Here is a 14,404-nt window from a genome sequence, read left to right as displayed (position 1 = left end):
CTGGAACACCGACCCGAAGCCCTTCATCTGGAAGGCGACCGCGGAGGAGATCATCGCCAAGGTCCGTCGCGGGCGTGAGGTCCTCAACCAGATCAATTCGCAGACGGACCACTAGCGCGACGCGCGCGGCAGTGCGTTCGCGATGCGCGCCGCGGTGCGCATCGCGTCGCGGTCCACGCCGCTCAGGAGCGAGGAGTTCAGGCGGGTCTGCCAGGGCAGCCCCATCCAGTGCAGCCCGGGCACCGGGGAGGCGCCGTGAAGGTGCCGAGGGGTTCCGTCCGGGTGGAGCGCGCCGGGGACCTGGATCCAGGACGTGTCTTGGCGGAATCCCGTGCACCACAACACGGCCTCGACGCCCAGCTTCGCGCCGTCGGCGAGGCCCAGGACGCCCGGGGCGGCGTGCACCGCGCGCGAGGTGGTGAGCGTGATCTCGCCGCGCTGGATCCGCCCGCGAAGTTCGGTGCCGACGATCACGTCTCCGCGGCGGCGGATGTAGCGGGACAACGGTGCGTTGGTGCGGGCGTTGAGGACGCCGGCAACGCGGAACCACCGGTACGCGTCGATGCCGAGGATGTGGGTCGGGACGTACCAGGGCTCGCGGGGCGCGACCACGTGGACGGCGCGCCCGGTATCCGCGAGCTCGATCGCCAGCTGGGCCGCGGAGTTTCCCCCGCCGACGACGTGCACCGGTCCCACCGGCAGGTCGGCCGGGCGTCGGTAGTCCCCGGCGTGCAGTTGGGTCACCTCGGGGCCGAGCTCGGCGCTGAAGTCCGGGCGGTGGGGCACCGCGAACGGGCCGGTGGCGATCACGACCTGCCGGGCGCGCAGGTGGTGCGTCCCGGTCGATGCGGTTGCCGCCCCGGTCTCGTGGGTCGTGGCGACGAACAATTCGCCGTCGCGGCCCAAACCCGTGACCCGAACCCCGGCACGCACGGACAGGTGGTGGTGCGCTGCGTAGGCGCGTAGGTAGCCGGCCACCTCCCGGCGCCCCGGGTAGGGATCGGGGCCCGCAGGGAAGGGCAGACCCGCCAGTTCGCTGAACCGCCGCGGCGTGAACAGGTGCAGGCTGTCCCAGCGCTGCTCCCAGCGCCCGCCGAGCTCCCCGACATCGACGACGCACAGCCGGCTGCCGGCCGGTAGCCGGCTGCGCAGGTGATGAGCGGTGGCCAGCCCGGCCTGCCCGGCGCCGACCACCAGCACGTCGAACTCTCTATCGCCCGGATCAGGGACCATCGGCGGTGAACTCTCCCGCGGGTCGCGCGCGCCGGCCATTGATCGGGATGAAGAACTGAGCTGCCGTCAGTTGAACGGCGCTGGACCAGGTGGGATAGGCGTGCATGGTCTGGGCGACGCGGCCGGTGAACATGCTGGTCGCGATCGCCAGATTGACCTCGTGCAGCATCTCCCCGGCGCGCGGGGCGACGATCGTGGCGCCTACCAATCGCCCGCCGCCGAGGTTACGTAGGGCCCGGCGGGGTTCGGCGATCAGCAGGACGAAGCCGTCGGTGCTGCCCTCGGTGATCGCCCGGTCGACCTCCTCGAGCGGTAGGTAGGCGATCCGGGCCGCGTGGCCGGCCCCGGCCGCCACCGCGCCGACGTGGGCCACCTCCGGCGTCGTGAACACCACCCGCGGGGTGACCGAGGGGTGGTAACGCTTGGGTCGGCGGCGCAGCGCGTTGGCCGCAGCGTGCCGGCCCATGTCGTCGGCGGCGTGGGTGAGCATCGCCCGTCCAGTGACGTCACCGGCTGCGAAGACGCCCGGCGCCGCGCGCAGCCGATCGTCGGTGACGATCGCGCCGGCGCGGTCCAGGGCAATGCCGGCCCGGTCCAGGGCGAGCCCACCGGCGTGGGGCCGGCGCCCGGTGGCGACCAGCAGGTGCTCGGCCTCGACGGCGGTGGCGTCACTGAGATGGACGGTGACCCCGGTGTCGTGTGGGTTCACGCGCGTGACCGGCACTCCGGTGTGGATCGCGATGCCCTCGCGGGTGAACACGTCCGCGATGACGGCGGCGGCCCGTGGATCCTCGCCCGGCAAGAGGCGGTCGGCGGTCTCGATCACGACGACCCGGGTACCGAAGCGGGCCAAGGCCTGCGCCAGCTCGCACCCGATGGCGCCGCCGCCGAGCACGATCAGCGAGCGCGGTGCGGCCCCGGAATCGCTAGCGGTCGCGCCGAACGCGCCCGGGGAGAACACGGTCTCGTTGGTCAGGTACGCGACCTCCTCCAGGCCGGGGACCGGGGGAATGGCGGGCCGCGACCCGGTGGCCAGCACGGTGCGGCGGGCCGGACGCGGGCGGCCGTCGACGCTGATCCGCCCGGGCCCGGTGAAGCCAGCCTGCCCGAACTCGACGTCGATGCCCTCGGCGCGCAGCACGTCCGCGGACTCGGCGGCCGCGACGGTGGTGATCGCCGACTGCACGCGGGCGACCGCGTCACGAAAAGGCAGGCCCTCCTTGGCGGCGCCGATGAGGGTTTTCGAGGGCACGCAGCCGGTGAAGGTGCAGTCCCCGCCGAGGTCGCTCGCCGAGACCAGCAGCACGCGGGCCCCGCCGCGGGCGCCTTCGCGGGCGGCCGCCAGCCCGGCGGCCCCACCGCCGATCACCAGCAGGTCGTGGTCGGTCACGTGGATGCGGTCCCCGGGGTGCGCGCCACGATCAGGGTGTAACCCAGCAGCCCGCGGGCGATCGCGTCCTTGACCTCGGTGACGACCGAGCTGATCTGCTGCGGGTCTACGCCTGGCGCGCTGTTGCGGGCCAGCATGCGGACCAGGTGCAGGCGGGCCTCGATCTGCTCGACCATCCGGACCAGCACGTCGTCGTGGTTCTCCACCCTTACCACCGCCATTCCCGCGTCGGCCAGCAGGGCGCGGTAGCCCTCGACGGTGGTGGTCGCGCCGATGCAGGCCATCTGCGCGGCCATCGACCGCAGCCGGTCGGGGAGGCGCTCGACCTCCGCGGTGACATCGGTGATCCCGACCCGTCCGCCCGGGCGCAGCGCCCGCGCCATCTGCGCCACCGCGGTGGCTTTGTCGGGGAACGTGCACAGGGCGCACTCGCAGATCAGTGCGTCGAACTCCCCTTCGGTCACCGGCAGCGCCTCAGCGTCGCCCAGCCGGAACTCCACCCGGTCCGTCACCCCGGCCGCCGCGGCGGCGGCGCGGGCGGCCAGCACGTTCGCCTCCGACAGGTCCACCCCGCAGACCCGGCGATCATCGTCGCCGGCGATCGCCAGGGCGCTGGCCCCGCGTCCGCTGGCTACGTCGAGGACCCATCCGCCCGCGGGGACGTTCAGGTGGCTGACCAGGCGCCGGGTCAGCGCGAGCCCACCGGGGTGGTAGGACTCGCCGAGGAGCAGGCCGAGCCAGTCAGCGCCGTAGGCGGCCGCGCAGCACGCCTTGAACTCCGCCGGCGCGAGCGTGGCTTCGCCGCTCACCGTTGCCCCGGCGCGAGGTGACCCGGTCGGGCTGGGCCGGTTGCTGCGATCCGCGAGCCGTAGGGGGAGATGGTCAACAGCGGGTCGAGTTCGATCGCGTTGGGCACCACCGCCGCGACCGGAACCCCGGACATCTGGGCCCGGACCTGCTCCCGGTACCCCACGGAGTTGTAGGCACAGAACGGGATCATCCGCCCGTCCGGGGTGATCTCCTCCACGCAGCACTTGCGCAACTGCTTGGTGTTCAGCGTGTACGGGTCCTGAAAGTCCTGAACGATGATCGCGAAGACGTGGTCGGTGAGGGCCTTGATCGCCTCGGGCAGGTCGATGCCACAGGAATCGGCGCAGTCCAGCGCCTCGGTGATCATCACCAGGCGGTCGTCAGTGGTGGCCGTGCCGACGTTCGCCGACGCGCTCCACAGCTTCTCCAGCGCCTCCCGGATCGCCAGGTCGGGCACGACCCGGTTGCTCACGTAGTCCAGGTAGTCCTCGATGTCGATCAGGCGCGGGATCGGCAGGACAGCGAAGTCCTCCGTGCCGGGGGTGCCATCGGTGAGCAGGTAAGTGATGGACCGGCAGGTCGGGAAGCAGCACGGGACCGGGAAGAAGTCACTCGAGCGGAACCACTCGGGCAGTTGCGCGGCGATGCCGTGGATGATGTCGGGGTTGGTCAGCCGGGTCAGCGGGTCGAACGGGGTGTGCCGGCCGGCGTGAGTCACAGGTTGGAACGCGACCGAGCGCACCGCTGGGTGCGCCAAGCCGTAGCGGATGATCGCGCCGAGCTCGTGCTCGTTGACGCCTCGTTCCACCGCGGCGACCAGGGTGACGCTCAGCCCGAACTCCGCGCAGTGATCCAGCGCCTTGCGCTTGATCTCGCGCAGGTCCCGGCCCCGGATGGCCCGGCTGGTCGCCTCCTCCAGCCCGTCGAACTGCAGGTAGATCGACAGTGGCCGGCCGGGGCTGTTGCGCTCGCCCAGCGCCCGGGCGAAGCGTCGGTCGGCGGCCAGGCGGATGCCGTTGGTGTTGAGGGTGACCACCTTGATCGGGCGGACCTGGGCCAGGTCGATGAAGGTCAGGATCTCCTTATGGATCGTGGGTTCGCCGCCGGAGAACATCACGACCTCGGGTTCGCCCTCGGCGGCGACGAAGACGTCGAGCATCCGTTCGCACTGCTCGATCGTGATCGAGTACCCGTCGCTCTGGTGGCCGGAGTCCGCAAAGCAGATCGGGCAGTCCAGGTTGCAGCCGGTGTTGACCTCGATCATCCCCAGGCAGGCGTGCTGCTTGTGGTCCGGACACAGCCCGCAGTCCGAGGGGCAGCCCTCCACGACCTCGGTCTGAAAGGTGAGCGGGATCGTGCCGGGCTTGTTGAACCGCATGCTGTCCAGGTACATCTGCGCGTCGCCGTAGACCAGGGCCTCGAACTGCCCGTGTTCCCGGCAGCGCTTGCGCAGGTAGACCTTGTCGTTGCGGATGTTCACCTCGGCGTCGATGGTCACCTTGCAGATCGGGCAGATCGACCGCGTCACCTCCAGGAACACCTCGTCGCGATCCACTCTGGCCGCCGGCGCGGTGTTCTGGGTAGGCATCACATCGGTCACGGGCGCTCCTGGTCGGACGATCTGGCGGTGGGTGGCGTGCGGTGAGGCTCAGCTGCGGTCGCCTCCGCGTGACCGGGAGCGGTGCTCACGCGAAGCGCTCGAGCCACGAGGTGAACGCGTAGAGCAGCCCGTAGGTGGTGGCGGCGACGGCGGCCAGGGCGACCAGACGTCCCCGGACCCGGCGGACACCGGCCAGCGAGCAGGACCGCTGCCGATGCAAGGAATAGGCGACGAGCCCGGCCAGGACAGCGACACCCGCGAGGCGGAACCACCAGGCGTAGCCGTCGTACAGGTCGTTGCCCCACGTCGAGGCGGTAGCCGCGCTGACGATGCCCAACGCTGCCAGTACCGTCGGACCGACGCAGCACATGATTGCAGTAAGGCCGGCCAGCACCCCGATGCGCCACCGGGGCGGGGCGGGAGCCGGGGGCTGCTCCGGGGCGGCGGCACCGCCCGCCTCGCCCGGGACGATGTGCGAGGTGTACCCGCTTGTCACCGGTGGGAGCCCGGTTCGACCTGTCGGACCTCGACGCCCTGCCAGAACGCGACGTGGTTGCGGATCCCCTTCCACGGGCAGCGCGAACTCTGCGTGGATGTCGTCAGGTAATCGGCACGGATCGAGTCCGCTGGGAAGTCTGGGAAGTAGTGATTGCCCTCAACTCGGACCGTGCGGTCCGATTCGGCCACCCCGTGACCGTTCCACAGCGCCTGCATGGTGCTCATGCTTCACATCCTTCGGTGCGGCTCCTGAACCTGCATTCGGAGCCGGGCGATACCGGGTCTGTTCCCCGTCGCCGGCAAAGCACACGAACCGGGTGGCTGCGTGGCGGTCGAGCGGCCATGGGGCGCGCTCATCAGGTACGGACGTCAAGGCCTGTCCGCTGATTGCACCGAACGTCGGCGGCGGCATTCGCCCCTGCTGACACGACGCATTTCACAGACAGACCACGAGGCGGCGCGCCCAGCGTGGGCGCTGACCTACTGTCAGGATCTGGTAAGACGCGGACCGGCGAATCGGCGACATGATGCAATCACCCGCCGTCCCAGTGCGTCCTTGCCAGTGGAGGTACGCCATGACCACGACCCGACCGGCCCCACCGGCCGTGTTACCCGATGCCCAACTCCTGGGCCGCGGCCTCGCGGTGCTGCGGATCTTCGTCGGGTTGATCGCCCTGCTCAACGGTCTGGCCAAGGTCTTCGGCTGGCACAGCATCAACGTCGGCCCCTACAGCGCGAACCTGATCAACCGGGAGGACGCCCGGAACATCCTGGAATTCGAGGTGTTCCGCAACCCCAACGGCGGCGCCGAAGGCACCCGGGTCTGGCTGATCCGGGACGTCGCGCAGTGGATGCTGGACAACTGGGGCCTGGTCGGCTGGAGCTTGACGGCGCTCGAGGTCGGGACCGGCCTGCTGCTGGTGCTGGGCCTGCTGACCCGTGGCGCCGCGCTGGCGGCGCTGAGCATGCACCTGTTCCTGGCCCTGGTGTATGCCACCAGCGACCGGTGGCTGTTCGAGCAGCCGCACGAGTACGTTCCGCTGCTGATCCTCGCGGTGGTGCCGGCCGGGCGGGTGTGGGGGCTGGACGCCCGGGCGGCGGTCAAGCTCCGGCGAACCGGGACCGGGCTGCGCGAGGGCTGGCCGTGTTGAGCGCGGCCGCCGAGCGATCCGGCGTCGACCCGCAGATCAGCATCGACGGCGGAGATCTGGCCTGCGGCGAGCTGTTGATGCTGGTGCACCGTCGGCTGCGCGGGGTGGCCCCGGGCACGCTGATCGCCATCATCACTACCGACCCGGCCGCTCCGATCGACATTCCCGCTTGGTGCCACCTGACGGGACACCGTTACCGCGGCCCCGCCGGGACACCGCGCTGCTACCTGGTGGAGGTTGTCGCGGCGTCCCGCCGCGTCGACCCGGCCAACCCCTGGCGCGCCACGTGAACATCTACCAGTACCGACCCTTGGAGTGGCACCGATGAGCAGCATCCTGGTTTCCCTGGCCAGCAGCCATGACAACACCGACCGCGCGACCGTCGCGATGGTCGTCGCCGGCGCCGCCGCCGCGTCCGGGCAGGACACCACCGTGTTCCTGTCCGCCGACGGCGCGTGGCTGGGCAAGACCGGTGAGGCGGAGAAGATCCACGAGGAAGGCTTCGCCGCCCTGGCCGACCTGATCACCGGGTACGTCGAGGCCGGCGGGAAGGTCATCGTCTGCAGCCCGTGCGCGAACAAGCGCGGCATCACCGAGGAGGACCTGATCAAGGGCGCGGTGATCGCCGGCGGGGCTGCGGTCATCGCGCTGATGGCCGACGGCGCCCAGACGATCTCCTACTGAGCGCGCGCTCGTCACGGACGGACCCGATGGCCACTGAGGCGATGCCGACCGCGGCCGCCGAACTCGACGGTGGCGCGATGGACTGCGGCAGCGGCCTGCTGCTGCTGCTGATGCGCACGATCCGGGGGATCGATCCCGGGCAGGTGCTGCTGGTGCGCACCGAGGAGCCATCCGTCCCGCCGGACCTGGACGACTGGGCGCGCCTGGCCGGGCACGAGATCCTGGCTGCGGTCGCCGACGCCCCGGGGGGCCCGTGGCAGGTGGCGATCCGGCGTGGCGGCGCGCCAGGACCCGCTCCGGAGCCCGCGGCGGTGTTCAGCGGGGGAGCGGCCACCCCGGTGGGGCACCGCCTGTGGTTGTACAGCAACTTCCACTGCAACCTGGCCTGCAGCTACTGCTGCGCGAAGTCCTCCCCGCAGGCCTCCCCTCGCCAGCTCTCGGCCGCCGACGCCCTGGAAGCGGCCACCCAGTTCGCCGCCCTCGGCGGGCGCGAGCTGATCGTGACCGGCGGCGAGCCCTTCCTGCATCCGCAGATCGGCGCGATGGTCACCGGCCTGGCCGCGCTGTTACCGGTCACCGTTCTCACCAACGCGATGGTCTTCGAGCGCGGGGCCCGCCGGGACGCCCTCGAGTCGATGCCGCGGGATCGGGTGAACCTGCAGATCAGCCTGGACTCGGCAGAGGCGGACCTGCACGATCGCCAGCGTGGCGCAGGGAGCCACGCCAAGGCCCTGGCTGGTATCGCGCAGGCGCGCGCGCTCGGCTTCACCGTCCGGATCGCCGCCACCCTGCACGACGCCGACGCCACTGCGGTCGGCGCGCTCAACACGCTGCTCGACACGTTGGGCATCGAGCCGGCGAATCGGCTGATCAGACCGGTCGCGGCCCAGGGCTACGCCACCGCGGGGCTGCCGGTCGGCATCGACACCCTCGAACCCGAACCGACGCTGACCACCGAGGGCATCTGGTGGCACCCGGTCGCCGTCACCGATCCCGCGATGCGGATCGGCGACGCCACGGTGCCGCTGAGCGAAGCCCTCGGCATCATCCGGGACACCCTCGCCGTGCAGGACGCCGCCCACCGCGAGGGCCGACGGCACGTCTTCCGCTGCGCGTGAGCTCCGCACGGCGTCGTGCCCAGGCGAGCGCAGCGAGCGGCGCGAGTCCGCGCGAGGGCACCTGGAGCAGACCCTCCGAGGCCATCGCGCTGTTTCTGCAGGGCGCGACACTGCGCACCCGCGCTGCCTACGGCGCTGGTCGTCGGACCGATCCTGTTCGCGGTCAACCAGGCCGGCGTGGTGCTCGGCGGGCGCGCCGGCACCGCGACCTGGCTGCGGACCGCGGTCAACTACCGTCGTCCCGACGGAACCGGGCCAACCCCTGGGGAGTACAGCATGAATCAACGGCCGGCCGCGGTGGCGTTCGACGTCGTGGAGACGCTGATATCGCTGGAGCCTATGGGGGTTGCGTTCGAGCGGGTCGGGCTGCCGGCCGAGCTCGTGCGGGCGTGGTTCCCGCGCACGCTGCTCTACGGCATGGGCCTGTCGGTCGCCGGTGACTACGTTCCGTTCCCGGTGGCTGCGGCCGAGGCCCTGCGGGCGGTGAGTCGCTACTCGCTGTCCGAGGACGCAGTGGCCGAGGTGCTCGCCGCGATCCGCGACCTTCCCGCCCATCCCGACGTGGAACCGGCCATGCGACTGCTCGCCGAGGGCGGGGTCCGGATGATCTGCCTGACCAACGGGACGGCCGCGATGACCCAGGCCTTCCTCGATCGGTGCGGGCTGGCCGGGTACGTGGAGGACGTCGTGGCCACGGCCGAGGTGAACTCGTGGAAACCGCCCGCGAAGGTCTACCACCACGGTGCGGCGCGCCTGGGCCTGCCGCCGGCGCAGGTGGCGTTGGTCGCCGTGCATGCTTGGGACTGTCACGCCGCCAAGCGCGCCGGGCTGATGGCCGGCTGGGCGGCGCGCCTCGAAGGCTGCTACGGGGAGATCTTCGCCCCCGCTGACGTCACGGGTGCGGACCTCGTGGCGGTCGCCGAGGGTCTGCTGCGTCTCGACGGCTGAAGGGACTGCATCGCGGTGGGGATGGTGACGGCAAGATGTCGGCCATCACCGCCCCCGCCGCGCCACAGTTCCTCGATTTCCTGGCCACCCACCGCAACGGCGTGGTCGTGGCCCTGAAGCGGGACGGGCGGCCGCAGCTGTCGAACATCGTCTACAGCTATGACCCCGGTCACCGCGGCGACCTCGACGTCGGTGCAGACCGCACGAGCCTGGGCGGGGGTGATCCCGGCGGGTGCGGGCAGCGCACGGATGTGGGTGCGGGCCCGCTCGAGCAGGGCGAGTGCGGTGGCCTCGTAGGTTGGGGTGCGCCCACCACCGGTGCGAGCACCTGGTCGGTGACGGCGGCCAGGATGTCCGAGGCTGCGCGCGGCGAACATCACCCACGGCACCCGCAGCGTGGACTGCATGTCGTCGTAGCACTCGCGCAGGGCGCCGGTCGCGTCCGCGTACTCGACCTGCGGGAACGACACCCCAGTGGTCATCGGGGGTTCTCCGCGATCGGGGTGTCGGAAATGAACTGGGCGACGACGGCGGCGAGTTCGGGGCCGCGGTCCTCCTGCAGGAAGTGCCCGGCCTCGGTGATGGTGGTGTGCGCCTGGTCCGTGCAGCCGGGGATGAGCTTGCGCAACACCCGGTCCGCGCCCGCGGTGATCGGGTCACCGTCGGCGAACGCGCACAGGAACGGGCGCTCGAAGCTCGCCAGCACCTCCCAGGCCGCCCGGTTGGCCGCCGCCGCCGGATCGTCCGGGGTGATCGGGACCAGCATCGGGAACTGGCGGGCACCTTCCAGGTAGGTGTCGTCCGGGAACGGCGCGTCGTAGGCGGCGATCACGTCGGCCGCGAGCTCGGTGCGGCAGCCGCCCGCGACGATCTTCCCGGCGCGGAAGGTCGGAGTCTGCTGGCTGTAGTTCTGCCAGGCCAGGAACGCCTCGCCCGGATGGTGGTCCCCGGTGGGCAGCATCGTGTTGGCGGCCACCACCCGGGCGAAGCGGTCGGGGTGTTCACCGACCAGGCGCAACCCGAGCAGCCCACCCCAGTCCTGGCCGACCAACGTGATGCCGGTCAGGTCGAGGTGGTCGAACAGCAGCTCACCCAGCCAGGTGGCGTGCCGTAGGTAGGTGTACTCCGAGCGCGGGCTCGGCTTGTCCGAGCGCCCGAAGCCGATCAGATCCGGCGCGATGACCCGGTGCCCGGCCGCGACAAGCGGCCCGATCATGTGCCGGTAGAGGTAGCTCCACGACGGTTCGCCGTGCAGCAGGACGACCACCTCGCCGGAGGGCTGCCCGGCAGGACCTTCATCGAGGTAATGCATCCGCAGCATCAGGTCGCTGCCGTCGCCCCGGCACACCTGGGCGTAGTGCGGGGCGAACGGGTACCCCGGCAGGTCGGCGAACCGCTCGTCCGGGGTCCGGAGCACATCCATGCCGGTAACTCCTCCATGCGGAGATCGGGGCTCTGACGGCCCGCATGCTCGCGCCCGCCGTCCCCTTGATCCAAGCAGCCTCCGCTCGCATCCGATCCGGGGCAGCCCTGAATCAAATGCGCCCGCCCTCAGCGCTTCTGCTTGCGACTGCCCTGGTGCCAGTCCTCGACCACGCCGGGCGCGCCCTCATGCCCGCCGAGACTGCGCAGCTGCGGGAGCTCACGCAGGCTCCGCTTGAGTTCGGCGAAGCCGGGGAAACGGGTCAGGGTCAGCACCGCGTCCCATAGCTCGACGGCCTCGCTGTCGCTGGGCCGGCGGCTGATCACCGGGCCGAAGAAGGCCATGCCGTGCGGGGGGTCCACCTGGATCACCGGGGTGCCGATGTCCTTGCCCGCCAGCGAGGTCGCCTCGGCGGTCTCGGCCGCCAGCTCGGCGTCCCAGGATTCGTCCTGCAGCGCCTTGGCCAGCGCAACCGGCAGGCCAGCGTCGCGCAGGATCTCCTCGACCCGGTCGGGGCTGGCCAGGGCTGCGTTGGATTCCTGGAGGCTGGCGGGCTTGGCCACGTCGTGGATGTGCGCCCCGAACGCCTCGTAGAGCGGCCCGATCGCTGCCGAGCCGTGCTCGGCCCGCGCCGCGGCCGCCACCCGGAGCATTCGCAGGCCGGCGTCGTGCACGGCGGGGTACTCCGGCGGGAAGTGCGTGTCGTAGTCCACGTTCGCGTTCAGCTGGCGCAGGGAGACGAACTTCCACTCGACGTCATAGGAGCGCAGCCGGGCCACCTGGCGCACCCAGGTACTGGTCATCCACGCGAACGGGCAGACCGGGTCGAAGTAGAAGTTGAGCTCGGCCATGGGATCTCCTGGGCGTCGTGTGGCGGCGGCGTCAGGTAGACCGCATCCCGGTCCAACCAGGCCCGGGCGGGTGGAATTCCGCGCATCGGCGTAAGAGGTCGCGGCTCAGTCCGCAGGAGTGAGCAGCTGCTGAAGGTCGCTCGAAGGCGGGCCAGGTCGAACCGCGGGTAGGCACAGGCGCGGCGACTACGTCAGTGCGCCGGCGAGTGCGCGTCAGATGGGCTCGACCACGATGTGCGGATAGGGCGCCGCGAGGCGCGTCAGGTCGGCTTCGTCCCCGGTTACCACAACACCGCCGCCGGACTCGCCCGCTGCCGCCACGACGTGCGCATCGACGATCAAGGTCGAATCCGCGCCGGCCGCCGCGAGCACGCCACCGACCAAGCGGGCCAGATCCCGATCGGTGTCCCGGGTGTCGAGTGAGGGGGACTCCCTCGACAAGCACGCGTCAACGAGCTGATTGTGCCCGCGGCCGCGGTAGAGCTCCGCGAGCACGAGACTCGGCACGGACACGTCCCGGTTGAGGCGTTGGGCGGTTCGCAGGATGCGCCGGACCTTCTGCTTGCGTATCGATGCCTGACCGGCCAGGGCGCTGAACGCCTCCGCGTCGAGGACGACGTTCACGCGATGCCGCCGAGCAGGCGCTCGAGCCGAGCGTCCTCGGCGGGGTCGTCCGGGAGCGGCCCATCGGTCCGGTCGAACTCGTCGAGGAGCGCGGTGAGCCGCTCGACGCGTCGCCGGCGTTCCACCAGCTCCCAGCCGGCCTCGTTCAGTTGCGCGGAGACGTTGCCGACGCGATCCAGCTCCCGGGCCAGCTCGTCGTCCAGCGTGACGGTGACCTTGCGCTTCGACGCCATACAAGAATCGTACAGTTGTATGGCGAGGTGGCTACCCAGACCTAGTTGTGCATGCCTCGAATCACCGCGTCCGGCAACGAATGCAAACGCGGGACGCCGACGGCGTGCAATCAGCGCTCGGCCTGCTGCGTCCTTACTGACAAGCACGCCGACTGACGCGAGGAAGGACCGCAGATGCGCCGCGACGGTGGGTTACCGGCCGCGCGGACCGAAGTTCGGTCCGGGTTCACTCCCCCATGAGCACATCCGGGGACTCGTTCGTTGCGACCGTCATGCCGGCGGTCGATCTGGTGCACAACCTGGCCCGCCGGCTCATGCGCCACCCGGGGGATGTCGAGGACCTCGTCCAGGACACGCTGGCTCGCGCCTGGGAGGCCTGGACGCGCGGGATCCGACCGGACGCGGTGGGCCCGTGGCTCTCGACCATCTGCCTGAACCTTGCCCGCGACCGGGGACGCCGGGCGGCCCGCAGCCGGGAGGTCCCCTGGGTTGACGGGGTGGATCCGGCCGGGTCGGCCGACGTCGAGGGCGAGGCGATCACCCGGGTGCAGTTGGGCCTGATCGAGCAGGCGCTCTGGGCGCTTCCGGAGCCGCAGCGGATCGCGATCGTGCTGATGGACATCTGTGGGCTGAGCGCCGCGGAGACCGCGGCGGTGACCGAGGCCCCACGCGGCACGGTGCTCGCCCGGGTCCACCGCGGGCGCAAGGCGCTCGCGATCCAGGTCGCTCAACCTCAGCAGGGCCGACCGCCCCGGCGCGGCCCGGACCCGGGATGGCAGCCGCCTCCACCGCGGACCGCCGGTGCGGACGAGGCAGGGACGGACACCCCACGCGGAGAGGGGAGCGCCGGCACGACCAACGGGGACGACCCACGGGAAGGAGGACCGCGACGATGACGACCCCGCCGCATGATCCTGAACTCGACGCCGGGCAGTATTTGGGCGGCGCGATGAGCGCCCGTCATCGCGAGGAGTTCGAGGCGCACCTGCTCGGATGCGAGGAGTGCTGGGCCGAGATCCGGGCCGCCCAGGCCGGCCGGGCACTGGCCGAGATGCTCCGCGAGGCCGCGCCCCAGGCCGCCCGCGAGCACCTGCGGGCGATCGCCGCGATCGAACCCGTGAGCAATGTCGGTTCTCGGTCTCGCTGGCGCTCGGTGCCGGCGAGGTTCGCCGCGGCCGCCGCAGTCTTCGTCGTCGGGGTCACCGTCGCCGTCTCGCTGGCGCTCAGCGGGTCCGGATCGCGCTCGGATCCGCTCGAGGCCGCCGTGACGGTGTATCAGACCAGGTTGTTCGTGGCCGAGCCTGCGGGGCTCGAACCGCCGGTCCGACGCGTCGGGGAGATGGCCTGGGAAGGCACCCGGGCGCAATCTCTGGGTAGCAATCCGGCGGTGCTGTACCGCTACGGCGACCCCGCCGGTCACCGGTTGCTGCTGGTCAGTTCCCCCGTGGCATTCGCGCGCCCGGCCGGCGCCCAGCAGGTGGGGTCCATGAAGAGCTGGACCGCCGAGATCGGTGGCGCGGTGATGTTCTGCGTCGACCGCGACGGACTGTCCTGGCTGGTCATCAGCGACACCCGCGAGGAGTCCCTGTCCGCGGCCCGTGCCGCCGGGCTCACCTGAGGTCGGCACCACACCCGTCGACCCACCCGTCAATCCCCTCGTCAAACCCGGCGTCACCCCTCATGAGGAGCACCCGATGAGCACCCTGATCCACCGAACCCGCCGCGGCGCCCTGGCTGCCGCGGCGTTGGCCGGGGCATTGGTCCTGGCCGGATGCGGCGGTGGCGATCAGCAGGGGGCCGCGCCCGCCGCTGTGGTCGCCGCTCCCGGGCAGGCGGGGACG

The 14,404-nt window shown here is 71.4% G+C and carries 18 protein-coding genes; 7 read left to right on the top strand and 11 right to left on the bottom strand.

Features of this window, described 5'->3' with window-relative positions; genetic code table 11:
* Positions 1-111 precede the first annotated feature (111 nt).
* The 6 genes from H0X00_RS13205 to H0X00_RS13180 all read right to left on the bottom strand — a co-directional run bounded on the left by H0X00_RS13205 (position 112) and on the right by H0X00_RS13180 (position 5,756).
* Positions 112-1,233: an NAD(P)-binding domain-containing protein gene (locus H0X00_RS13205; protein ID WP_293771628.1), complete on the bottom strand. Its 1,122-nt coding sequence runs from the start codon at positions 1,231-1,233 to the stop codon at positions 112-114.
* Positions 1,223-2,623, bottom strand: a complete 1,401-nt coding sequence (locus tag H0X00_RS13200) for an FAD-dependent oxidoreductase (RefSeq protein ID WP_293771626.1) — start codon at positions 2,621-2,623, stop codon at positions 1,223-1,225. Before H0X00_RS13200 ends, H0X00_RS13205 begins: the two co-directional genes overlap by 11 nt.
* Complete coding sequence (locus tag H0X00_RS13195) at positions 2,620-3,432, bottom strand: methyltransferase domain-containing protein (RefSeq protein ID WP_293771623.1); 813 nt, start codon at positions 3,430-3,432, stop codon at positions 2,620-2,622. Before H0X00_RS13195 ends, H0X00_RS13200 begins: the two co-directional genes overlap by 4 nt.
* Positions 3,429-5,021 (bottom strand): radical SAM protein, encoded by a 1,593-nt coding sequence (locus H0X00_RS13190; RefSeq protein WP_367186601.1) that lies wholly within the window; start codon positions 5,019-5,021, stop codon positions 3,429-3,431. The genes H0X00_RS13195 and H0X00_RS13190 overlap by 4 nt, the downstream gene beginning before the upstream one ends.
* Positions 5,022-5,118: 97 nt before the next feature.
* On the bottom strand, positions 5,119-5,529 hold the full coding sequence (locus H0X00_RS13185) for a hypothetical protein (protein ID WP_293771617.1): 411 nt from the start codon (positions 5,527-5,529) through the stop codon (positions 5,119-5,121).
* The gene (locus tag H0X00_RS13180; protein ID WP_293771614.1) at positions 5,526-5,756 is read right to left on the bottom strand and encodes a DUF427 domain-containing protein; all 231 of its coding nucleotides are present in this window, start codon (positions 5,754-5,756) and stop codon (positions 5,526-5,528) included. Before H0X00_RS13180 ends, H0X00_RS13185 begins: the two co-directional genes overlap by 4 nt.
* Before the next feature lie 350 nt (positions 5,757-6,106).
* Here H0X00_RS13180 and H0X00_RS13175 point away from each other — a divergent pair, with 350 nt between their 5' ends.
* The 5 genes from H0X00_RS13175 (at position 6,107) to H0X00_RS13155 (ending at position 9,432) form a co-directional block, all read left to right on the top strand.
* A complete protein-coding gene (locus H0X00_RS13175) occupies positions 6,107-6,682 on the top strand; it encodes a DoxX family membrane protein (protein WP_293771612.1) in 576 nt (191 codons plus the stop codon).
* A complete protein-coding gene (locus tag H0X00_RS13170; RefSeq protein WP_293771610.1) occupies positions 6,676-6,972 on the top strand; it encodes a sulfurtransferase TusA family protein in 297 nt (98 codons plus the stop codon). Before H0X00_RS13175 ends, H0X00_RS13170 begins: the two co-directional genes overlap by 7 nt.
* Before the next feature lie 34 nt (positions 6,973-7,006).
* Positions 7,007-7,366 carry a DsrE family protein gene (locus H0X00_RS13165; protein ID WP_293771608.1) on the top strand — a complete coding sequence of 120 codons (360 nt, stop codon included), beginning with the start codon at positions 7,007-7,009 and terminating at the stop codon, positions 7,364-7,366.
* A gap of 26 nt (positions 7,367-7,392) precedes the next feature.
* The gene (locus H0X00_RS13160; RefSeq protein WP_293771605.1) at positions 7,393-8,484 is read left to right on the top strand and encodes a radical SAM protein; all 1,092 of its coding nucleotides are present in this window, start codon (positions 7,393-7,395) and stop codon (positions 8,482-8,484) included.
* A 276-nt stretch (positions 8,485-8,760) separates the two neighbouring features.
* Positions 8,761-9,432: a haloacid dehalogenase type II gene (locus tag H0X00_RS13155; RefSeq protein ID WP_293771603.1), complete on the top strand. Its 672-nt coding sequence runs from the start codon at positions 8,761-8,763 to the stop codon at positions 9,430-9,432.
* Here the strand turns inward: H0X00_RS13155 and H0X00_RS13150 are convergent.
* From H0X00_RS13150 to H0X00_RS13130, 5 genes are all read right to left on the bottom strand, one after another.
* Entirely contained in the window at positions 9,348-9,914 is a 567-nt protein-coding gene (locus H0X00_RS13150) for a hypothetical protein (protein ID WP_293771601.1), read from the bottom strand. The two genes, H0X00_RS13155 and H0X00_RS13150, sit on opposite strands and share 85 nt — an antisense overlap.
* On the bottom strand, positions 9,911-10,855 hold the full coding sequence (locus tag H0X00_RS13145) for a haloalkane dehalogenase (RefSeq protein WP_293771598.1): 945 nt from the start codon (positions 10,853-10,855) through the stop codon (positions 9,911-9,913). The genes H0X00_RS13150 and H0X00_RS13145 overlap by 4 nt, the downstream gene beginning before the upstream one ends.
* Positions 10,856-10,983: 128 nt before the next feature.
* Positions 10,984-11,706 (bottom strand): hypothetical protein, encoded by a 723-nt coding sequence (locus H0X00_RS13140; protein ID WP_293771595.1) that lies wholly within the window; start codon positions 11,704-11,706, stop codon positions 10,984-10,986.
* 213 nt (positions 11,707-11,919) lie between these two features.
* The gene (locus tag H0X00_RS13135) at positions 11,920-12,330 is read right to left on the bottom strand and encodes a PIN domain-containing protein (protein ID WP_293771592.1); all 411 of its coding nucleotides are present in this window, start codon (positions 12,328-12,330) and stop codon (positions 11,920-11,922) included.
* Positions 12,327-12,563, bottom strand: coding sequence for a hypothetical protein (locus H0X00_RS13130; protein WP_293771590.1), 237 nt, complete (start codon positions 12,561-12,563; stop codon positions 12,327-12,329). The genes H0X00_RS13135 and H0X00_RS13130 overlap by 4 nt, the downstream gene beginning before the upstream one ends.
* Before the next feature lie 236 nt (positions 12,564-12,799).
* On the opposite strand from H0X00_RS13130, the gene H0X00_RS13125 reads away from it, so the two are divergent.
* The gene (locus H0X00_RS13125; RefSeq protein ID WP_293771588.1) at positions 12,800-13,459 is read left to right on the top strand and encodes an RNA polymerase sigma factor; all 660 of its coding nucleotides are present in this window, start codon (positions 12,800-12,802) and stop codon (positions 13,457-13,459) included.
* Entirely contained in the window at positions 13,456-14,181 is a 726-nt protein-coding gene (locus H0X00_RS13120) for a zf-HC2 domain-containing protein (RefSeq protein WP_293771585.1), read from the top strand. The genes H0X00_RS13125 and H0X00_RS13120 overlap by 4 nt, the downstream gene beginning before the upstream one ends.
* Positions 14,182-14,404: the final 223 nt, after the last annotated feature.

The organism is Sporichthya sp. (assembly GCF_013815995.1).
Taxonomy (GTDB): Bacteria; Actinomycetota; Actinomycetes; order Sporichthyales; family Sporichthyaceae; genus Sporichthya.
This window is presented reverse-complemented; position numbering and strand designations above follow the sequence as displayed.